Annotated in this window: 16 protein-coding genes; 11 read left to right on the top strand and 5 right to left on the bottom strand. The window is 40.7% G+C overall.

Translation table 11 applies throughout. The features are described 5' to 3' along the window. Positions 1 to 5: 5 nt before the first annotated feature. From K348_RS0115580 to K348_RS0115565, 4 genes are read right to left on the bottom strand one after another with little or no spacing between them, the layout of a single operon-like run. Entirely contained in the window at positions 6 to 1,124 is a 1,119-nt protein-coding gene (locus K348_RS0115580) for a glycosyltransferase (RefSeq protein ID WP_029906372.1), read from the bottom strand. Beyond that, positions 1,124 to 2,161, bottom strand: a complete 1,038-nt coding sequence (locus tag K348_RS0115575; protein WP_029906370.1) for a glycosyltransferase family 9 protein — start codon at positions 2,159 to 2,161, stop codon at positions 1,124 to 1,126. The genes K348_RS0115580 and K348_RS0115575 overlap by 1 nt, the downstream gene beginning before the upstream one ends. A gap of 34 nt (positions 2,162 to 2,195) precedes the next feature. Further along, positions 2,196 to 2,801 carry a DUF4254 domain-containing protein gene (locus K348_RS0115570; protein WP_029906368.1) on the bottom strand — a complete coding sequence of 202 codons (606 nt, stop codon included), beginning with the start codon at positions 2,799 to 2,801 and terminating at the stop codon, positions 2,196 to 2,198. A 27-nt stretch (positions 2,802 to 2,828) separates the two neighbouring features. Then, entirely contained in the window at positions 2,829 to 4,370 is a 1,542-nt protein-coding gene (locus K348_RS0115565) for a YifB family Mg chelatase-like AAA ATPase (RefSeq protein WP_029906366.1), read from the bottom strand. A 484-nt stretch (positions 4,371 to 4,854) separates the two neighbouring features. On the opposite strand from K348_RS0115565, the gene K348_RS0115560 reads away from it, so the two are divergent. The 10 genes from K348_RS0115560 (at position 4,855) to K348_RS0115515 (ending at position 20,821) form a co-directional block, all read left to right on the top strand. After that, the gene (locus K348_RS0115560; protein ID WP_051697945.1) at positions 4,855 to 5,352 is read left to right on the top strand and encodes an outer membrane beta-barrel protein; all 498 of its coding nucleotides are present in this window, start codon (positions 4,855 to 4,857) and stop codon (positions 5,350 to 5,352) included. A 175-nt stretch (positions 5,353 to 5,527) separates the two neighbouring features. After that, positions 5,528 to 6,046: a thioredoxin domain-containing protein gene (locus K348_RS0115555; protein WP_156032903.1), complete on the top strand. Its 519-nt coding sequence runs from the start codon at positions 5,528 to 5,530 to the stop codon at positions 6,044 to 6,046. 11 nt (positions 6,047 to 6,057) lie between these two features. Then, entirely contained in the window at positions 6,058 to 6,531 is a 474-nt protein-coding gene (locus K348_RS18860) for a hypothetical protein (RefSeq protein WP_029906360.1), read from the top strand. Between the two features lie 385 nt (positions 6,532 to 6,916). Continuing rightward, positions 6,917 to 10,381 (top strand): CHAT domain-containing tetratricopeptide repeat protein, encoded by a 3,465-nt coding sequence (locus K348_RS0115545; RefSeq protein WP_081852596.1) that lies wholly within the window; start codon positions 6,917 to 6,919, stop codon positions 10,379 to 10,381. A gap of 228 nt (positions 10,382 to 10,609) precedes the next feature. Then, positions 10,610 to 12,232 (top strand): DUF6377 domain-containing protein, encoded by a 1,623-nt coding sequence (locus K348_RS0115540; protein WP_029906356.1) that lies wholly within the window; start codon positions 10,610 to 10,612, stop codon positions 12,230 to 12,232. Positions 12,233 to 12,516: 284 nt separating this feature from the next. Further along, positions 12,517 to 13,059, top strand: coding sequence for a DUF5004 domain-containing protein (locus tag K348_RS0115535; RefSeq protein WP_029906354.1), 543 nt, complete (start codon positions 12,517 to 12,519; stop codon positions 13,057 to 13,059). A gap of 5 nt (positions 13,060 to 13,064) precedes the next feature. After that, positions 13,065 to 14,180, top strand: a complete 1,116-nt coding sequence (locus K348_RS0115530; protein WP_029906352.1) for a hypothetical protein — start codon at positions 13,065 to 13,067, stop codon at positions 14,178 to 14,180. Between the two features lie 4 nt (positions 14,181 to 14,184). Next, a complete protein-coding gene (locus K348_RS0115525) occupies positions 14,185 to 17,136 on the top strand; it encodes a TonB-dependent receptor (RefSeq protein WP_231496811.1) in 2,952 nt (983 codons plus the stop codon). A gap of 21 nt (positions 17,137 to 17,157) precedes the next feature. After that, positions 17,158 to 18,681 carry a RagB/SusD family nutrient uptake outer membrane protein gene (locus tag K348_RS0115520; protein WP_029906349.1) on the top strand — a complete coding sequence of 508 codons (1,524 nt, stop codon included), beginning with the start codon at positions 17,158 to 17,160 and terminating at the stop codon, positions 18,679 to 18,681. A gap of 142 nt (positions 18,682 to 18,823) precedes the next feature. Further along, a complete protein-coding gene (locus K348_RS0115515) occupies positions 18,824 to 20,821 on the top strand; it encodes a glycoside hydrolase family 97 protein (protein ID WP_029906347.1) in 1,998 nt (665 codons plus the stop codon). 103 nt (positions 20,822 to 20,924) lie between these two features. Here the strand turns inward: K348_RS0115515 and K348_RS0115510 are convergent, their stop codons facing one another. Beyond that, positions 20,925 to 22,514, bottom strand: a complete 1,590-nt coding sequence (locus tag K348_RS0115510; protein WP_029906345.1) for a glycoside hydrolase family 31 protein — start codon at positions 22,512 to 22,514, stop codon at positions 20,925 to 20,927. 334 nt (positions 22,515 to 22,848) lie between these two features. Between K348_RS0115510 and K348_RS0115505 the strand changes: the two genes are divergently transcribed. Continuing rightward, positions 22,849 to 23,267: helix-turn-helix domain-containing protein (locus tag K348_RS0115505; protein ID WP_029906973.1), on the top strand; the 419-nt coding region annotated here is incomplete at its 3' end.

Below are 23,267 nucleotides of genomic sequence, written 5' to 3'. Positions count from 1 at the left end.
CATTATTATAATGAAGCAAAGAAAGCTTCGATGGAATGGGTAAAATTATCCCAGGATAATAGCTTCTTCTCTTTCTTCAGATTTTCCTGATATAGTTTGGAATAATCCGACCCGAAGAACTTTCTGATGCCTTCGGATACATTTTCAGGAGTAGCGGATTCTACCACCAGTCCGGTTTCGGAATCTTTGACAGTGGTACCAAGTGCTCCCACATTTGTCGCAATCATCGGGGTTTCCAGCTGATAGGCCAAAGCAACGACCCCACTTTGCGTGGCAGATTTATAAGGGAGAACGAGTGCATCCGCAGCCGAAAACAAGGTTGTCACCATATCATCGGGGATATACTGTTCAAATACGATTATGTTATCTTTTAACGGAGATTGATTTATTAGTTCAGTATATTTGTCGAAGCTTCCGTAGCTTTCTCCTGCAATGATTAGTTGATACGAATTATCTAACATACCCATCGCTTCGATAAGGATATCCAGTCCTTTGTAATCCCTGATAAGTCCGAAGAAAAGGAGATTTTTCTTGCCAGCCTTTATTCCCAGTTTTTCACATGCAGCTGTTTTGTCGTAGCGTTCGGCGTAGTGATCATATATGGGATGAGGCTGTAGCAAAACTCGGGCATCTTTCTTCAATGATAAAAGGTCCTTTTTTACAGGTTCGCTCATTACAATGAAGGCATCGCATCGGTTGAAGAAGAATTTTGTAAGGGGCTTATCTATAATTCTTCGTTCATGGGGGATTGCATTATGAACCAATGCTACCACTTTTGTCTTCTTATTCAAAAGGCGGCATACCGAACCATAAGCCGGAGCGAGGAAAGACATCCAGTAAGGTATTATCAACAGATCGGGAGCATACTTATTTATATGTTTGGCAGTGCGGATATATGAAAACGGATTTATACTGCTGAGTACCCGTTCGCTCTCTATCACCGTAACGGGGTCGCCCTCCATTACATACTGCGTCTTGCCGGGGAATAAAAAATCTGGATATAGAGTGGTAAACGTAAATGCTTTTACTTCGTTCCGTTTCGAGAGTTCTGTATACAGCCTTGCATTCAGCTGCGCCAACCCTCCTCTGTAAGGATAAAACGGTGAAAGTATCGCTATTTTCATCAACTTTTATTATCTAATACCTTATGTATCCTGCTGATTACCATTTCTTCGGTGATACGTTCCAGACATGCATAATCTTCCCGTTGGCACGGAAGTTCTCCGAATACGGAACAAGGCCGGCAATCGAGATTATTGATCTGCACAGCATTTGCAGAATCCTGCCTGAAGCCGTAAAATCCCATTGAAGGGTGAGTAGCTCCCCAAACAGATACGACCGGAATCTGCACTAATGACGCTAAATGCATATTTGCCGAATCCATAGACAACATTACGTCGAGATATGAGATCAGCAGAAGTTCCTTTTGAAGGTTTAGCTTTCCTGTTGTATTTATCACATTCGGATACTTGGATACCCAGTGTGATAATACTCTTTGCTCTTCTTTTCCCGAACCGAAAAGAAATATGGTAACGTCTTCTTCTTTGGATAATGCTCCTATCACCCTCGACATTTTTTCCAAAGGATATATCTTGCCTTTGTGTTTCGAAAAAGGCGCTATGCCAATCCATTTCCCTTTCTTTTCTTTGGCAATGGCTTTTAAATCTTCAAAATTCCGGGGAACGAAGTCAAAGAAATTGTTGAATACCATCGGTGCCGGAAATCCCAGTGTATCGAATACATCCTGATATCGTTGCATCGTATGTTTAAGCGGTATGTCCACTTCCTTGCTTGCAATCAGGTTGTTTTTCTCCTTGCGGCCTTTATTTATCGTTGCTGTTTTTCGTCCGCAAAGTTTCATTACATAGCGGACTCCCTTCGATCGTAATACATCGTGGACATCTGCTACATGGGAAAATCTCATAGCGGACAGTCTTCTCATCACCCTGAAATAGCCGATCAGTCCTCTGTGTCTCTTTTTTATATCGAGAGGGATGACATTAATATTAAACCCCAGATTTTCGAACAAAGGTGCGAATGCTTTTCTGGTCATTACAGAAAAACGATCCTGAGGATATTTAGCTGCAACGGAAAATACTACCGGAACGAGCATTGCTACATCACCGAAAGACGATATCCGTATAACTAATACTTTTGACATGACTCAATTGTGTAAATTTATAGTGTAGTTTTGTTTATGATTTCCCATATAAAACGGGGTTAAGGCTCGGATCATTATACATCTTCATCTGTTTGTATACTTTCATATATTTTCTGCCCAGACTGATGTCTTCCAATAACTCTTCAATAGCTGCGGAAAGGTCCTTTCGCTGTGTAAGCAGTACCTCAAGTTTTTTTGAGGCACCGGCTTTGTGTTCGTCCGATGCATCCTTGCGGTTGGCCTCCAGTTCCATGTGGTATATTTTTAGGGCAAGAATAGAAAGACGGTCTACGGCCCATGCCGGACTTTCTGTGTTAATACGGGCATCGGATGAAGCTTCGATATCTTTATATTTGTCCAGAAAATAACTGTCTATCAACTCGACCAGATCTGTCCTGTCCTGATTGGATTTGTCTATGCGCCTTTTAATGACAAGGGCGTCTGCCGGATTTATTTGCGGGTCGCGGATAATGTCTTCTAAATGCCATTGAACAGTGTCAATCCAGTTTTTAAGGTATAGAAAGTATTCTATAGATTTTTCTGGATAATGATTACTGATAGGAGTATCTACATTATCCGTTTTGTGGTAATCATCGATTGATTTCTGAAAAATAGAATTACTTAGTTCTGTAAAATCCATGGCTTGTCTTTTTATTTTGTATTTACATTATTTGCCTGCCCAGCTTTCCCTGTCAAGATTGCGATAATTGATCGCTTCAGCCAGATGTTTAGGCTGAATATTTTCCGAATTGTCGAGGTCTGCAATTGTACGGGATACTTTTAGTATACGATCGTAGGCCCTTGCCGATAAATTAAATCTATCCATCGCTGTTTTCAACAATTCGAGCCCTGCGTTATCAGGGGAAGCGTATTTCGCTAAAAGCTTCGGAGTCATTTGTGCATTGCAATAAACACCCTCCTCATCCTTAAAACGTATTTCCTGTATTTCTCTTGCCCTTATCACCCTTTTTCTTATCTCGTAGCTCGCCTCTGCAGGTGTTTTATCTGAGATTTTCTCAAAGGGTACAGGCACGATTTCTATATGTATGTCGATCCTGTCCAATAGCGGTCCCGATATCTTATTCAGATATTTCTGAACTGCTCCGCCGGGACAAACACATTCCTTTTCGGGATGATTATAATATCCGCACGGGCAAGGGTTCATCGAAGAAACAAGCATAAAGCTGGCTGGATATTCAACCGAGAATTTCGACCTTGAAATAGAAATACATCTGTCTTCAAGCGGCTGGCGCATTACTTCGAGTACGCTCCTGCTGAATTCGGGTAATTCGTCCAGAAAAAGAACACCGTTATGAGCCAGACTTATTTCTCCCGGCTGGGGATATGCACCGCCGCCTACGAGGGCCACATCTGAAATCGTATGATGCGGACTCCTGAACGGACGCTGTGCCATGAGGGAAGTTTCCGACCCTATTTTACCGGCTACACTGTGTATCTTTGTCGTTTCCAATGCCTCATGCAAGGTAAAAGGAGGCAGAATAGACGGCATACGCTTAGCCATCATTGATTTTCCTGCTCCCGGAGGACCTATCATTATAAGGTTGTGACCGCCTGAAGCGGCAACTTCCAATGCCCTTTTTACGTTTTCCTGTCCTTTAACGTCAGCAAAGTCAAATTCGAATACCTGCTGAGCGTTATTGAATTCGTTACGGGTATCGATAACAGTCTTTTCTAATTCGGCCTCTTCATTGAAGAAACGGACTACCTCACTTATATTATCTACTCCGTATACATCCAGATTATTAACTACTGCTGCTTCCTTTGCATTCTTGTTCGGAAGAATCAGTCCTTTAAATCCTAGTTCCCGCGCCTTAATGGCTATAGGGAGTGCTCCTCTTATCGGAAGAATAGTACCGTCAAGGGATAATTCTCCCATGATGATATATTGTTCCAGTTTCTCAGATTTGAGGCTTTCCGATGCAGCCATAATGCCTATCGCTAAAGGCAAATCGTAAGCAGTACCTTCTTTACGGATATCGGCAGGCGACATATTGATAACTATCTGCTGACGCGGAAATTTATACCCGTTTACCTGCAATGCAGAGACAATGCGTTCATGGCTTTCTTTTACGGAAGCGTCCGGTAGTCCGACAAGCATAAATTTTATACCTTTCGAACAGTTAACTTCTATTGTGATCACACTAGCTTGTATTCCTTGTACCGCCGCTCCAAAAACCTTAATCAGCATTCTTCTCTTTTGTGATATCCTTTAAATGGCAAATGTAAGAAAAAACTATTAATTTTTTATGCTCTTAATCCGCCTTTTTAGGTATTTAGAGGATGCATGTATAATCGAAATTATATCCTCTTCGCAAAAATTTTGTTTGTTCTATCAGATATTTATCAGAAATATTGTTTTTTCTCTCATTTTGTAAATTAATATTTATTTATTTCGGAATGTGTAAATAATAATTCATATGTGTCTATAGGAGTGATAATGATAATGTTTTAGGCCATTTTCTACAAATATTTAAGCCAATATTTTTCTATTATTTCACTAACTTAATGAAGGAATAATAAAAAGAGCATTATTCATACAAGGATAAAATTTATTAAAAAATATTAACGGAACTATTCAAGGATAGCAAAATACCGTTCGACCGTTAATTTTTTTGTAATATTTGTAGATATTCTCTGCCGGAAATCGGGAGAAGATGTAAACACTCAGATTTATGAAAAAAGTATTATTTGTATTAGCCTTTAGCCTTCTAATAGTAGGTAAAATTTCTGCTCAAAATCAAATGGGTAGAATATCTTTTTCTGGTAATTTAAGTTACGGTACAGAAGTTGAATCGTTGGGAATAGGCCTCCGCACACAATACGGTTTTACGGATTATATACGTGCAAGCGCCGAATACAAATATTATATAGACAGGCACAACCTGAGTGCATGGGGTATAAATATCGACGGACATTATGTTTTCGGCATATCCGGCGCAGTTTCTTTATATCCTCTTGTTGGTATTAACTGTACACGGTGGACATACGATCCGGGCAGATCGGATGTGGAAGGTGCAAAATATTCCAACAACCGTATAGGTATGAATCTCGGATTAGGTAGTCAGGTGGAACTGAGTTATAACACATTTCTTCAAATAGAAGCCAAGGAAGCTTTTATAAAAAACTATTCACAGTTTGCCATAACTGTTGGATTTATGTATCAGTTTTAACGTAAACAAACTTAATATTTCTATATGAGGATAATCCGATAAAGGGTTATCCTTTTTTATGTGAAATATTCGGAACAACGGTAAACAAAAATATCTGTTGTGGTGTTCTCATTAAACTATTAATTAATGGTGTAGCTTATCGTCACCTATATTATCACTTCAACAATACATAAACATGTCCGCCAATTTAAAAATAAATAAGAAAGATCACATAAAAGGCAATGAGAATGCTTCGGTAGAAATCCTTGAATATGCAGATTATCAGTGTCCTTACTGCAGGGATGCCTATTTCATCTTGAAAAAATTGCAGAACGAATTTGGTCAGGATATTAAATTCGTTTTCCGCAACTTCCCGCTTACCGAATTGCACCAATATGCCCTTCATGCAGCTTTGGCTGCAGAATCGGCTGCACTTCAGGGTAAGTTTTGGGAAATGCATGATATTCTTCTCGAACAGCAGGAAAATCTGCAGGATGAAGATATATTGAAATATGCGCAGGAAATCGGACTGGATATAACAAAGTTTAAGCACGACTTTGAAAGTGATGAGGTATTTAATAAAGTTGAGGCCGATTTTGAGTCGGCAGAAGAATACGGGGTAAACGCTACACCTACCATTTATATTAATGGCGAAAAATATAAAGGCGACTGGATGAATGCCGGATTTTTCAGATATATAAAATCACTTATATAAATTCATATTGTATGTTCAAACAATTATTATCGGTCATTATTCCCTCTATAATGCTGTATTCGTGCTCTTATACCACAAAGCCGAATGAAAATTTAGCGGAAGGGCTTTCTCAGAAACCGCTTATGGCAATGACCCAGACTACACCGGCTATGATTCCGTCAGAGGCGGGGATAGTACGTATGAATATTGTCGATGGAAAGGGAAAAATAAAGGTGCAGAAGAAGAAAGACCAGACTGTCTATATCGAATTCGAATCGAAAGGATATAAAAACGTTTCGGCTCAACTGTTTTCCATGGATTCTCTGGCTAATATAAGATTCTCACAGATAATATTGCCTAACGGTTCTCAGGACGGGCCTTTCGGTAGGGAATTGAAATACAGGACTACGAAAGATGGCATATACAAGATATCGGTTCACGAAAACATGATGGCCGGAGATCCTTGGGGCGGCACTTTCGATGTAGAAGTTTCGCTGACGAAATAAACATATATAGGCTATATATAGCCATGAATTTCAATTCTCTTAAGGCTTACCTTGGGAGGATTTTTATTTATATATACCACAAAATGAGACAGACTACTGTTAAAATATTCTTTTTTTTCTTTTTTAGAACTATCTTTGTATAAACTAGTGAAACATCCTTAACTATATTATTCCGGTATGCAGCGAATAGACTTACTGTTATTATCTTTCTTTCTGTCTACACAAAATAAGACATTTATATCGGCATAAACTTAGTATCTGTTCTACGGCGGAGACAGGATGGGCAAATCAAAAAGAACAGGGTTATTATAATAAAATCCCCCAATAATTTACACAAAGTACAAGAGTTATCCTATACGTTAGAAAAAAACAAACGGTTTTGAAAATGAGAACACACAAGCTTTATCTCTACAAACGTTATGCACTGCTATGCGTATTAATGAATTTAATGTTATTTTCATTTGCGCAGGAAATACTGGTTTACAATCTCAATGAGATGGAGAAGGCAGGCAAAGCCTTATATGACGAAGGGCGATATCTTTCGGCAGACTCTATATACACACGGCTCATCGGATTGCAAAAGCAAAAAGGAAAATATAAGCTAGCCGGTTATGCCACGGCATTGAACAGTCTGGCAAAGATAAAACATAGGACAAGTCAGTACGAAGTTGCTAATACATTATTTCTCGAAGCCTTAACTATAAGAAAGGGCGTTTCCGGTGACCGTAGCCGCGAATATGCCGAAACATTAAATGACCTCAGCGAACTTCGTATGGAGATGGGAGATATGGCGGAAGTGGAAAGTTTCCTAAATGAGGCTATCGATATCAGGAAGAGATGGTTTGGTGAAGCGGGCGAACTATATTCTCATTCACTTACAAACAAAGCATACTATTATATTTTGTCGGGTAAGAGCGAACAGGCAGAACCTTTACTCGAAAAAGTTTCCGAAATGCTTATAGTCTCAACCGGTAAAGAACATCCCGAATATGCGCGATTCCTTACGATTTCTGCAATGAACAGCTTTCTTAAAAAAGATTATGACTATGCAAAAGACTATTGCTCGGAGGCTGTCGATATTTATAAAAGTACAGTAGGGGAATCCCATTACGATTATATCAACAGTGTACTAAAATTGAGTATGATTAAAAAGGCGGTCGGCGAATATGTGGACGCAAAACAATTGATTGAGGAAGTTCTCCCCTCTGCTGAAAAGAATTACGGACGGATAAATGGCATGTATGCAGGGGCTCTTGCCGATCTCGGGTCTATATTGATGCTATTCGGCGATTCGCAAAAGGCGGAAATGTGTCTTCATGAGTCGCTCTCTGTATCTGAAAAAGTTTTTGGGAAGCAGCATACTTATTATTTCAGCGTGCTGAACAGCCTCGCGCAGCTTTATCAAGGAGAGGGGTATTATGAAAAAGCAGAAGGGCTATATCTGGAGTCGCTTGAATTAAGGAAGTCTTTGCATGGAGAAGATAATCAGAGTGTTGCTGATGCTTTAAATAATTTAGGTATGTTTTATCTGGAGATGGGTAATTACGAAAAAGCAGATATGCTGTTCCAACAGGTGGGGGATATATATAAATCGACACTGGGTGAAAATACTTCGTTCTATGCCGGTTCTCTTGCTAGTCAGGCACTGGCCTATGAAAAGAAAAACGACCTGCTTAGAGCGCTTTCGCTTTACGAGCAGGCATTGCCTGTGCTAAAGCAAAATAGTGGAGATAAACATTCGGATTATCTGAATGTTTTGGAACATATGGTTAGAGTGAGACAAACTTTCCCCGAAGTGGACTATGCTTCTGTAGAAAACTTATATAAAGAGATATTGGACAAGAAAAAAGAGATATACGGTGAAAAAAGTTCGGACTATATTGGCACACTTTCAGCTTTAGCCGGATTTCAGGATTTGAGAGGCAGGTATGATAACGCTTTTGAAACCTATCAGGCTATAGAAAGGCTGCTGAATAAAAAACATCCGAAATATTATATATATCTGACGAATGCGGCATTAAACAGGGAAGCTGCAGGGGAAATAGAAGCAGCACAGTCTTATTTCAATCAGGCATTTGAACTGTTGAGAGAGCAAATAAATCAAAATTTTGCCTTTTTATCGGAAAAACAACGTACCTTATATTCCATATCCTTACGTAATATGCTGGATGTATTCCATTCCTTTGTCAGCAGAAACAAGGACGCGAATCCGGAGCTTGTAGCATCTGCTTATAGTAACGAACTTCTGGCAAAAAGCCTGCTGTTGAATTCATCCAACCGTATACAGCTGTCTATAAAGGAAAGTCGCGACGAGAAACTTATCGGGCTGTGGGATATTGTCAGCAATATGAAGCACAGCCTTGCAGAGATGGAGAATATAATTTTACAAATGGAAAACGGAATTGTGGAAAGCTTTTCCGTAAGTAACTATCAGCAGGTCGAAGATATTATAATGAATAGTGGTGATGACGAACTGCTCGACCTCTTGAAACAGGTAAATGATTTGAGGGACGGTTATGCTGAATCGGAGAAAGAGACTCTTATGTTTGAAAATGAAGTCCTGTCCGAGTCGAAAGTTTATCGTCGGCAACGTCAGGATTTTACGCTGAAATGGGAATATATCAGGGAAATACTCGAACCGAACGAGGCAGCAATAGAATTTATTTCATTTAAAGAAAGCGATATTTCAAATTCATTGACCGGAGGTAATGTTTACTGTGCAATTATACTCCGTTCCGATTATGACTATCCTTTGATGATTCCATTATGTGGAGAAGAGGAATTAAAAGCGGCAATCGAGACTTCTCCCTATGATTTCAGAGATGCATATCCTCTGATATGGGAACCTTTGGAGGCGTACCTGAGTAATACCGGCCGTATTTATCTGGCTCCGGCAGGTTTGCTGCATGGCGTTTCTTTTGCGGGTATGAAAGGGCAACAAGGTTCTCTCAGTGATAAATATGTTATACACAACCTGCTGTGTACAAAAGATATTGCCGAACTTAAAAGCGAAGAAGAGAGTGTTACTTCACACGAAAGGGCAATTATGATAGGGGGTATTAATTTCAGTTTTCCTTTAGAAGGTCTCGATAGCTTAAACGACGGACATCTTCTGAGAGGTAGAGATCAGAATCTTACCGGTGGCATGTTAGCCGAATTCGATAAAAATAAAACGCGGGGGCAAGGCTTTATCCAATCTCCGGGTTCGCTTACAGAGGTAGAAGCCGTACAGAGACTGCTATTGGAATTAGATTGGGGTACTATTCTTCATACGGATAAGGATGCAACGGAAACACGTCTAAAGTCCTATTCATCGTATCTGTCTCCCGACTTATTGCATATATCAACTTATGGATTTTATTTTCCACAGCCGGAAACAGCCGGTAAACCAAAATTAAACTTTGCCGATAAACCGATCTATCGTCTGGCAAATAATCCTCTGATGCGCGCCGGACTTGCTATGGCCGGAATAAATGATGCATGGAGCGGAAAAGATATAAGAGACGATATAGATGACGGTATACTGACAGCTTATGAAATTTCGCATATGAACCTGACTAACACTCAATTGGTCGTACTCTCCATGTTAGATGCCGGACTGGGTGATATCGACGGAAGCGAAGGTGTATATGGAGTACAGCGTGCATTCCGTCTGGCCGGAGCAAAAGCGATAATTACCAGTCTGTGGAAAGTTCCGGATATGGAAACAGACGAATTTATGGCGGAGTTTTATCGTCAATGGTCTGACGGGATAAAAATAAGAGCGGCATTTTCTGCTGCACAAAATAAATTGAAAAGAGCATATCCCGATACGCCACGCAAATGGGCAGGGTTTGTATTGATCGAATGACCTTATCTTATAATATTTTGAAATTAAACCCTTTTCCGGAATTTTGATTCCTTAACTTATTTTGTACCTTAGTGGTTTAATATATCGATAAATCAAATGTTAATTTGATTCATGTTATACTAATTCCGGTAATAAGAGAGGGTGTTGATAATAATAAAGATCTGACCATGAATATCTTGGCGATTATTCTGAGTTTTTTAACAGAATAGTCCCGAAAACCTGTGAAATATGAGAAGGTACTTTGCTCTATTCTTCCTTTTAAATGTTTGTATAGCTTATACTTTCGCGGTAAGTTCCGACAGTATAAATGTACTCCTGAAAGAACTCGATGAATATATAGATAAAAAAGACTACTATATCCAGTTGAGAGAAAACCGCATAGAGACACTGAAGCAAAAACTTCCCACGGCAGCCGACGAATCAGCTAAGCTGAATATTTATAGTTCGCTGTTCGACGAGTATAAATCATATGTATACGATTCGGCCTATGTATATGCCGAAAAATGCCTTCGCCTTGCCGATAAAATAGGGGAACCCAATAAAATAATAGAGGCGAAGCGGTGTGTCGCTTTCTGTTATCTTTCTTCGGGCTTGTTTAAGGAATCGTATGATATAATGACGAGTATAGATGTTTCCGAGGCGCCCGATCATGTAAAGAGAGAATATTACGCACTTATTGCACGGCTCTATTACGATATGGCCGATTATAACAATGGCGAACCTTTCAGTGCGGGATATATACGGCAGGGTATACAATATTGCGACTCGGCTATTACCTATCAGTCGGTGGAATCGCCCAATATGTGGAGTACGGTAGGGCTGAAAAGGATGCAGCAGCGCGATTTCCCCGCGGCTATCGATGCATTCCAGACATTGCTGCACTCTCCCAATCTCGATGAACATACATCTGCCATAGCTACATCCAGCCTTGGATTTATATACTGGTCTATGGGTGATGTGAATAAGGGCGCCTTATACCTTATCAAAGCTGCGATAAGCGATATCAAATCGGCGACTAAGGAAGCTGTGGCTTTACAGAATCTGGCCAATATTTTATATACGACAGGCGATGTAAGCCGTGCCAACAGATATGTCCGTCTTGCAATGGAAGATGCTAACTTTTATAATGCCCGTCACCGCAAAATCCAGATTAGCGCTATTTTGCCCATTATTGAAAAGGAGCGGCTCGGCATGGTTGAGAACCAACGGAATAACCTTATGGTATTCGCTATCCTTGTTTCGTTTCTATTTATATTATTGCTGGTAGCTACAATCGTCATTTACAAACAGGTGAATCGCTTGCGAAATGCCCGAGGAACTATCCGCTTACAGAATAAGAGCCTGAAATCGACTAATATCAAACTTACGGAAGCCAATGCTATCAAGGACGAATATATAGTGCAGTCGCTCTATGGTAAATCGGAATATATAGACCGCATGGAAAACCTTTACAGGACTATAAACAGGAAAATCACAGCCCGTCAGTACGATGATATCCGCTCCTATCTGAAAGAATCCGACCTTAAGAAAGAGCGTGAGAATATGTATTCCTCCTTCGATGAAACGTTTTTGAGAATTTTTCCTGATTTCATAGAAGAATATAACCAATTATTCCGGCCGGAGGATGCTATAATACTGGATGCAAACAGAGCATTAACCCCTGAGCTCCGCATTTTTGCACTTATACGCCTTGGTATTAATGAAACGGAACGTATAGCCAAGTTTCTGGATTATTCGGTTAATACTATAAATACCTACAAGACCAAAGTAAAGAATAAATCGATTATCCCCAACGAACAATTCGAGCAAAAAATAATGGCTATAAAGTCGGTTCGGATTACTCCCCATTGACCACTGTTTTTGACAATATGTTATTAAAGGAGCTTAATAAAGCTCTTTTTTTGTTTATATTAAGGTTATATTTTTGATTTTCATCCTTTGTGTTAATTGTCTAATATACAGTGGTTTTAATTTTATATTTTCAGAAAAGTCATTATATTTTTCATAGGCAATTTCTTATTTTTATTAACACACTCTACATTTGCATCGATACATTACGATACCTGTTTTTACGGGTATATAAATTATCAGATTAAATCTAAATAACCATATTTTTCTAACCAAAACTTGTACCTATGAAAGTCTTATTAAAGCATCTCAGTGTTTTATTTTTACTGACTATCATGTTTTCGTTTACCGGGTGTAACGATACTGATGACGGGCATTTTGTAGAGCCTGTTACTCTTTATGAAAAAGTAAAGGGTAGCTGGGATCTGTCTGATGTCCTGCAAATTGACGAACTGGCTATTACTTCGGGTATCACACCTACCGAAATCAGCCTTTCCGGACAACTTGGTTTTGATAGTTTTAACCTTGCCCTGAATGTAGAGGGTAATAATATTCCTACTACTTATTCAGTGTCGGGTACTGCTCCCGAATTGTTCCCTAAAAGCGGTTTCTGGGATATGAGTTCCACTTTCCAGATGGCCGACGGCACGATACCGGTAATCTGGCTGTATTCTGATGCTGCCAAAACCACCTTGATAGGTAAGCTGTCAGTAGTTTCTATGCCGGGGTCAAAACCTGAAATGGAACTGAAGTTTACCCGCAGTACAGACGGAATAGCATACGTGTCTTATCAGTATAAATTAATTAAGAAAACCGAACCTAATCAGTAAGTATCATGAAAAGATTATCAATAATATGTCTTGTCAGCGCATTATTCATTGCAGTTCCGCAGATATTGCAGGCTCAGAAATACGCTGTCAAACACTGGTCACAACCTGCAGCATTTCTTCCTGACGAGAAGGTCTCCCTATTCTTTGATGTATCCAATACAAATCTGGTGGGAGAGAAAAGCATCTGTATTCACTCATGGTTTCCGGCCGATCCGGGACGCCCTACAGAAGAAGTCTTATTAACACATGTCGAGGGGAATATTTATCGTTTTGATATGGTTCCTACCGAATTTTATAAAATATCGGCAGAGGAAATTTATGAAAAAGGAGCCTTTTACGGAATGCTGAGGACAGCCGACTGGTCTAAGGCTGATCAGGTATATTTCGCTCCCGATGTAGAAGCAAGTCAGATAGATGTCTATAATCTAACTACAATAAAAGGCGATGCGGTAATAGATGTATATCCGAAGAGCTTTTTGCAGGATAAACCAGTATCATTCCTTATCAATGCGGGTAATACATGGTCGACAAGCGGTACTGAATGCATAAAAGGTGAATTGAATAAAGCAAGTGGGGTTGTAGCCAGTGCAGGTTTGAACAACTGGGAATATTCAGTAGAGAGCAACGATCCTAAAGCCAAGCTATCTAAAATAGCCGAGGGAATCTGGCGTCTGGATATGACCATAGACGATTATTTCAATCTGCCGGAAGATACCGATGTAGACGATGTCAACCTCTCTTTCAGCAGTCCTGATGGAAAAATAAAAGGACTGAATGTGGGTTGTGCCGAATTTAAAATTTTGGCTCCGGGCCGTCCTGTACCGCCTGCGCCTGTATTCTCTCTTTTCCCTATAAAAGTCAGCTTAGATGATATCTTTATTCTCTCACGTCAATATAATGAGAAAGGACAACAACTTTCGTATAAGATAACAGGAGGGGATAAAGTAATAGAAGGCGACCTTGTCGGAAACAGGGATTTGCAGCGCGCCTTTATCGATATGAAGAAAGAATTTGGCGGGAAAAATATCACTAACATACATGTTCTTGTGAGCGATGAAAGGGATAGAATCATTTTCAATGAAAGCATTCCATTGGTAAAAGTCGATAACCTTATTAAATAGTATCATGATGAATTTTAAGAGATTTTCTAAATCTGCATTACTGATTGTAGTATCACTTGTTTGCTTCATCAGTACAGCATATGCACAAGACCAGATAACAGTGAAAGGAACTGTTGTCGATAAAGATAATGAACCTCTTATCGGAGTCAGCATCATGCCGGCTTCGGGACAAGGCGGGACTGTGACCGACGTAGATGGAACTTTCACATTGAAAGCGGCTTCGGGAGAAATAATAACTTTTACATATGTCGGTTATAATCCGGTGAGTGAGCCGGCAGAAGCTGTAATGGACATAAAGATGCAGGAAAATATGGTTGCTCTGGATGCCGTTACTATCGTAGGGATAGGATATGGTACAATGCGCAAATCCGATCTGACAGGATCGATTAGCTCCGTTTCAGCCGACGACCTGAGAAAAGGTGTTATCACCTCTGCCGAACAGGTACTACAGGGAAAGATTGCCGGACTAACTGTATCGCAGGCAACAGGCGACCCTACACAAGGCTCATCTATACGCCTGCGTGGCGGTACATCACTTTCGGCAAGCAACAGCCCGCTTATCGTAGTAGACGGGATACCGGGAGTGGATATGAATACTATACAACCCGGGGATATCGTTTCCATCGACGTTTTAAAGGATGCTTCTGCGGCCGCTATCTATGGTTCGAGGGGTGCCAACGGTGTTATTATCGTAACAACAAACCGTGAGAATGCAAGCCTCTCGATGAGTTACAACGGTTATGTAGCAGTCGGCACAGTGGCTAAAAACCTCGATATGCTGTCGGCTAATCAGTGGAGAGCATACGTCCGCGACAATAATATCGGTGGTGCAGTCGATTACGGCGGTGATACCGACTGGCAGAAAGAACTACAGCGCACTGCTGTTTCCCATTCGCACAATCTTTCTTTCTCGAATGGTACCAAGCAAAGCGGATTCCGTGCATCGGTAAGCTATATGGATACGGAAGGGGTAATTAAGACCAGCTCATTGAGCCGTCTGGCAGGAAGCCTTACCGCATATCAGTACGGACTAAACAACAGGCTTAAAGTAGAAGCCAGCCTGCATGCCAACAAGGATAAATATAATCCGGTGGATATAAGGATATATGACAGGGCGTTGAATCAGAACCCGACCCTGCCGGTAATGCAAAACGGCGAATACACCCAGATAGGTGGTACAAACAGTAATAACCCTGTGGAAACACTGATGAACCGTAAAGACGATCAGACACGTACCCGCCTATTCGGTTACCTGAAAGCAGAACTCGATATCATTGACGGATTGAAAGGTGTGGCAAATACTTCTTACGAATACAACTCGCAACAAGGCCGTTATTACCTGCCGTCATATTCTTTCTTCGGACAGACAGATAAAGGTTATGGCAGACGTTCTGTGGCTGACTATGAAAATAAGCAGATAGAAACATATCTGACTTATGACCGCACATTCAACGATATACACAAGATGAATGTAATGGCAGGTTACTCTTATCTGAAAAATATGTATGAAGGATTCGGATCGGAAAGAAGAGGCTTCGATACCGATGCATTCCAATATAACAATCTCGGCGCAGGATTCGATTCCCGCTTAGGAGATGTATATTCTTACAAGGGTCAGGCTCAGCTGATTTCATTCTTCGGACGTGTTAACTACGTATTGATGAACCGTTATATGTTTACAGGAACGCTTCGCCGCGACGGTTCATCACGTTTCGGGGATAACCACAAATGGGGAACATTCCCGTCGGTATCAGTAGCATGGAGAGTTTCCGACGAGGCATTTATGGAAGGAAGCCGCAGCTGGCTTGATAATTTGAAGCTGCGTGTGGGCTATGGTGTAACAGGTAATCAGGATGGTATCGGTGAATATGCTTCGCTTTCGCTGATGGGAACTATTCCGGGAGGCGCATACTACAATCAGACATCCGGCGACGGCTCATGGAAACAGTCCTATGGTATCACACAGAATGCTAATCCCGACCTGAAATGGGAATCAACAGCGCAGACTAATATCGGTGTGGACATTTCTTTCCTGAACCGTTTTAATGTGACTGTAGATGCATATATCAAAAAGACATCCGATCTATTATACAGATATTCTGTTCCTCAGCCGCCGTACCTATATAATGAAATGATGGCAAACGTGGGCGACCTGGAAAATAAAGGGATAGAATTCTCTTTTGGTGCAAATATCATCAACCGGAAAGATTTTTCATGGAACGGAAATCTGACACTGGCATACAACAAGCAGAAAGTAACAAAGTTGTCGAATGATAAATACCAGACTGATGCTGTTGCAACAGGTAATCTTCACGGATTGACCGGAATGACAGGCGTATACTCGCAAACATTGAGAGAAGGTTATGCAGTAGGTACTTTCTGGGGACCTAAATGTCTGGGAATAGATGAAAGCGGCAATTATATACTGGAAATGAGCGAAGACGGAGAGACTCCCCTTCTACAGGACTTAGGAAATGCACAGCCTAAATTCACAATGGGATTGTCATTTGATTTCACATACCGCGATTTCGACCTCAATGTGGCCGGTTACGGAATGTTCGGACAAAAGGTGCTGAATGCGCAGGCAATGAACCTTGCAAGCCTTGGCCGCCTTCCGGGAGCAAATATTTTGGACTCATGGGTAGATAAAGGTGTGAAACAAGACCCTGTTTACTCCGATTACTGGATTGAGAAAGGCGACTTTTTCCGTCTCCAGAGCCTGACATTAGGTTATACTCTGCCTATCAAAAATGAATGGTTCAGCAAGATCAGGGTATATGCTACGGGCGAAAACCTGTTTGTTCTCACAGGATATAAGGGAATCGATCCTGAAGTAAATTCCAGCGGATTGTTAAGTCCGGGTATAGATAAATCTATCGGTGAAGCGAGAGACGGCGATAACTTCTATTATCCGAAAGCCAGAACATTCTCATTCGGTGTAAATCTATCCTTTTAACTAACGAATCAAATTAAGATTATGAAAATCAAATCAATAATATCCATATTAGGCGGTATACTGCTGCTAAATGCATGTACCGACCTGTCAGAAACACTTTACGATAAAGTAGGATCTTCTGACTACGGAAAAACACCCACTGAAATAGAAACAATAGTAGGACGTGCGTACTCTTCCCTGAGAGGAGGGGCAGCAGACGGGGTTAACTATTACCCTACCTGCGAATTTGTATTCTTTGCCAATGCCGTAGCATCCGACGAGTGTGTTATCCCTACCCGTAATCCCGGAAACAACTGGAACGACGGTGGAGTATACGTTGATATTCATGAACATACATGGAAACCAGGTAATGAAAAGTTGTGGTCACTGTGGAAATATGCCTACAGCGGAATCGCTTCTACCAATGCTATCATATATCAGGTACAGCAATCGGGTCTGGATGCCGAATCGAGCAAACCTATCTTTGCCGAGCTGAAAGCACTGCGTGCCTATTACTATTACAATCTTCTCGACTGGTACGGTAATGTGCCTATCGATACATCATATGTGGTTACTCAGACTCCGGGAACTTCTCCGAGGTCCGAGGTATATAAATTTGTAGAAAAAGAACTTCTGGATAACGTAGATTATTTACCGGAAAAAGCATACGGGCGTTTTACTAAAGATGCAGCGAATTTGTTGCTTGCCAGATTATACCTGAACTCTGAAGTGTTTATCGGGCAGGCTCGCTGGAATGATTGTTTGGTTACATGTAGCAAAATAAAGTCGATTCCGGGAACTCTGGAACTGGAATCGGATTATTTTGCGAGTTTCAAAACCGATAATCACCTTTCGAAAGAAATAATCTTCAGCATCCCTTACGACGGTAAAAAGGGTACAATCGGTAATTATCTTGCTTCGATGACATTCCATTACGAACAGAAATATGCTTTCTCTGCCGCAGGCGATTATCAGTGGTGCGGAAACGGTATTGCTGCACAGCCGGAGTTGTATTCATCTTACGATGAAAACGATATACGCCGCAAATCTTTGCTGATAGGGCCTCAGATCGATTTGAGGACAGGCTCTACTATAATTATGCCTAATACAGGTGAGCCGCTGATATATACCGAAGATATCTCCAATATAAGGGATGCTAAAGAAAATGAGGGCGCGCGCCTTATCAAATATGAAGCAAAGGCCGGAGAAGCATGGGAAAGAGATCATGACCTTGTGTTGATGCGTTATGCGGAAGTGCTTATGATGCAGGCTGAATGTAATGTCCGTCTGGGAAATGCAGGAGCGGCACGTCCGTTTATCGAACAAGTGCGTAGAAGAGCAGGACTGGATACGCCTGATGTAATCGACCTCAATTTTATAGATGAGGAGCTGAGAAGGGAATTTGTATTCGAAGGACACCGCAGGACAGATAATATCCGTTTCGGTACGTTCTTTAAAGAATGGTGGGGTAAAGAGAGTGAGGCTGATAAACATACAGCTCTCTATCCTATTCCTTCACAGGAAATTGCAAAAAATAATAGGCTGGAACAAAATAAGGGTTATTAATAAACTGAATATATTCATCCGGTGATTTTTTCACCGGATGAATTGCAATCGCTGCACGAATACTAATAAACCTGACGATATTCTTCTGTATTCCTTGCAGAGTAATCAGTAAAGTGGAACTGATAACTATTACAATATAATTATGAAACTATTTTTGAAATTATTCCTCATTGTCTTTATCTTCCTGACTGCATGTGGCAAGAAAGAATCCCCTGCGCTCACATCTCCCGACGGAAGTATTTCCGTTATGGTAGGCGCCGAGAGCGGGAAGATTTATTATAAGGTTGCCAAAAACGGGAAAGCTGTATTAAATAAGTCTTTTCTTGGGTTTGTATTGAAAGACAATGATTTCGATAAAAATATTACCATTAAGGATATCCGGCATACATCTTTCAGTGAATCATGGAACCAGCCTTGGGGAGAAGAAGCCAGCGTGAAGAACGACTATAATCAGATGACGGTAGACGTGGAAGAAGCAGGAGGCATGAAACGTAAATTTTCTGTTGTATTCCGTGTTTTCGACGATGGATTGGGTTTCAGATATGAATTTCCCGAGCAGGAGAATCTGAAAGACTTTGTCATTATGGACGAACTCACAGAGTTTGCACTGGCCGGTAATCACAAATCGTGGTCGATACCTGCCTACCATACAAATTATTATGAAGGCCTTTACCGGAATATGACGCTAAGTGAACTGGATACTGTAAGCACTCCGTTGACAATGGAAACAAAGGACGGCCTGTATCTGAGTATTCACGAGGCTAATCTGACCGATTATGCAGCAATGAATCTGCTTCCAGTAGGTAAAGCATCGGTTTTGAAAACTGATCTCACCCCATGGTCATCAGGTGAAAAAGTAATGATGAAAGCACCCGGGGTTACGCCTTGGAGAACGTTGATCATAGCGGATAAACCGGGAGATTTACTCCTCTCGCGTCTGATGCTGAACCTGAATGAGCCAAGTAAGATAGAAGATACTTCATGGATAAAGCCCGGAAGGTATATCGGTATCTGGTGGGGAATGCATATGGAAAAATATACATGGCATCAGGGGCCGAAACATGGTGCAACTACAGCTAATGCAAAAAAATATATAGACTTCGCTTCGCAGCATGGATTCTCGGGAGTATTGGTCGAAGGGTGGAATGACGGTTGGCAAAACGACTGGACGAAAGAAGGAGATAAATTCAGTTTTACGAAAGCATATTCCGATTTCGATATAAAAGAGATTACAAAATATGCCGCCATGAAGAATGTAAAACTTGTGGGTCATCATGAAACAGGCGGGTCTACACTGAATTACGAAAAGCAACTCGACAGCGCTTTTGCCTTTTATCAACGGTTCGGGGTGAATGCCGTCAAGACGGGATATGTCAGTCCTTTACTCGATGGAAAGGAAAGGCATAGCAGCCAGTATGGTGTGCGTCATTACCGCAAAGTAATAGAAACGGCAGCAAAGTATCACATCATGATCGATAATCACGAGCCTGTGATGCCTACCGGTCTGCAACGTACATGGCCAAACCTGATGACACAGGAAGGTGTCAGGGGACAGGAATATGATGCATGGTCTGCCGACGGTGGCAATCCTCCGGATCATACGACGATTATTCCGTTTACACGGGGCTTGGCCGGGCCGATGGACTTCACACCGGGTACATTCAGTTTTTCAAATCCTGTGTTCCCGAATACGCGTGTGCAAACTACTCTTGCGAAACAATTAGCATTATCCGTTATTATTTACAGTCCATTACAAATGGCTTCTGATATGATTGAAAATTATGAGAACAATCCAGCTTTTGAATTCATCACATCATGTCCTGTCAACTGGGGCAAAACGATTGTCCCTGATGCAAAAATAGGGGAGTATGTAACCATTGCACGAAAGGATAGGAACAGTGAAAACTGGTATGTCGGTAGTATTACCAATGCAGATAGCCGCAAGCTGTCCTTACCACTTACATTCCTAGATAGCGGGGCAAAGTACAAAGCAAAAATATTTAAGGATGGTAAGGGCGCTGAATATAAGACGAACCCTTATCCTGTAGAAATAGAAGAGATAGAAGTAACTTCAGATAAGACAATTGATCTGCAGTTAGCAACAAGTGGTGGTGCAGCTATAATATTCACTAGACTATAGACAATATATCACTGTTTTTATAGCATTTTGCAGTATATATGGGTCTGAAAAGCAAGCGTGTGTTCCGGGAAGGAACACACGCTTTTCTTGTGGTGGTGCTATATTATTGCTTCTCGAAATATACTAGCCTGTTAAGAGGAATATCCATTGTTATGGTTTGACCGCCTTTATATGTTTTTCCCAAATCGTCGCGCCACTTTCCTTTCGGAAGTTTTATAGTACGGCTGTTTTCTTTTGTAATAACCGGAGCCACCAGATATTTGTCGCCCAGCATAAACTGGTCTTTACATTCGGCAAAGCCTTCATTCGGAAATGCGTATTCCATGTGACGGACAATAGGTTCGCCTGTTTTTGCCGACTCCCGGGCACAATTTATTATATAACCCCCAAACTTCTGATGAAGATCGGCCATTTCACGAACCATATCCATATGTTCTTTATCGAGAACCCTCCACGGCGCTACCGAAAACTGCATCATCGGCATCAGGGCATGAACCTGTGCCGACCGTACTATCAAATTCTGATTAAAGTCCTTTTCATCGAGGTTAACGAAAGAAGAGATTTGCCCGCCGCCTATCATATCAGGGCAGGTATAGGCATAACCGAGTAGTCCGGCAGCTATCATTTCCGGTATCAGCGATTGCAAGGCACTGTATGAATAATGCTTGTCTCCCAGCCGCTGGACAAGTGGCTGACCTCCCATTTTCCAGCCTGCGCGGTATTCATTGAACGGGAATTCCAGCCCTACTTTCATCCATGCAAATGTATGGTCTACCGATGTAGCGTCTTTTTTATAGCTGTCGAGATACCGGGTATTATAAAAGCCATTATCGCCTGCATCGAGTTTAAATCCGTCTACTCCGTATTTCTGCTGCATTTTTTTAAGTATTCCGGTGAAATGGTCAAAAGCATCGGGATTAGTAAGGTCGTAGCATGCGCTTTGCCCGTTCCACCAGTTTATAATTGCCGGAAGCCACGAACCTTTACGCTTTATGAGGTATCCTTTTCCAAGAAGTTCACGGTATTCTTTGCTGTCGGCACTCACAAAAGGACATATCCACAGTATTACCTTAAATCCCATATTGTGCAGCTTATCTATCATCCCTTTAGGGTCGGGGAACTTATCGGGGCGGAAGTCGAAATTTCCGTAATTCTGCTGCCAGTTATCGTCTATCATAAGTACCCCTCTCGGAAAATTGTTATCGATTACAGACTGTGCATATTTCAGTATATCTTCCTGATTTTGGTTGTACATGAGTTCTATCCATGTATTATACTGGGGCATGGTGAAAAAAAGTTCATCTGGTAAAGTTCCTGTTGGCGGGAAGTATTTTTGACAAGCTGTAATGTAGGCTTCCCGCAGTGTACTACCACCTTGCTGAATCATTATTTGCTCGTATTCTGACTTTATTTTGACCGTATTATCGGTAATTTCGAAAAAGAATGGCTTTTCACTCCATAAATACCGTCCTTTATTCGATAAGAATAGTGGCACTACCTGATTGTTATTGTTATCCAGTGCAAGATTGAATTCTTTCACAGGTTTCAGATACGGCATCTGTGCCCCGTAAGCGACAGCACCGCCCCACCAGTATTCGTCCTGTGCGAGAGGGATGTCGGTTTTAAAGAATTCCTGTGCGAATATGTCTAAAATTGAAATGAATAATAGAACTAATAAAACGACCTTTTTCATTGTACTTTAAAGTTAGATTATATATTCAATAGACATTTTAAAACCGCTTTATGTACTCAAAGTATAAAATAAAAAGTGCCCGTTAAAATATAACGGACACTTTTAAATATGTATTTTCTTTAATTTACTCCCACTCGATAGTAGCTATATATTGATTACTAAATACATACATATGCTTTTCATTCATGGGGTTCATTTTTAGGGGACGATTCATGTTTTTATACTTTTCTTTTAGTTATTTCAACAAAGCAAATATAATTCATTTTAGATTATTCTGAATGTTAAAAATCGCTATCTTTATGTTTATTAGAAGTTACTAAAGTAAGAATATGAAATGGAGTTGAATTTGGAGTATATTAATAGCCTTATTAATAATAAAATAGAAGAAAATCTTAATTTAGATTATAAGGCAGCAGCATCTTTGCAAAGAGATGATAAGAAGACAGCTGAGATTTCAAAAGATGTGTCTGCATTTGCCAATTCTGACGGTGGAGTCATTATCTATGGATTAAAGGAAGATGAGGTTAATAGACATTTACCAAGTACCATTGACCCTATTGACAGAAATACTATATCGAAAGAATGGTTAGAACAGATAATACAAGGAAAGGTTAGACCACGAATTGATGGAATCAAGATAACTCCTATTAATGTCGATGAATCTAATAGGGTTATTTATGTGGTTGAGATTCCTAAAAGTAATACTGCACATCAAGCAGATGATAAACGATATTATAAAAGATTTAATTTTAA

Origin of the sequence: Prevotella sp. 10(H), assembly GCF_000711235.1 — a bacterium.
Taxonomy (GTDB): Bacteria; Bacteroidota; Bacteroidia; order Bacteroidales; family Dysgonomonadaceae; genus Dysgonomonas.
Note: the sequence above shows the minus strand (reverse complement) of the source record. Positions and strands in the feature narration are given on the sequence as shown.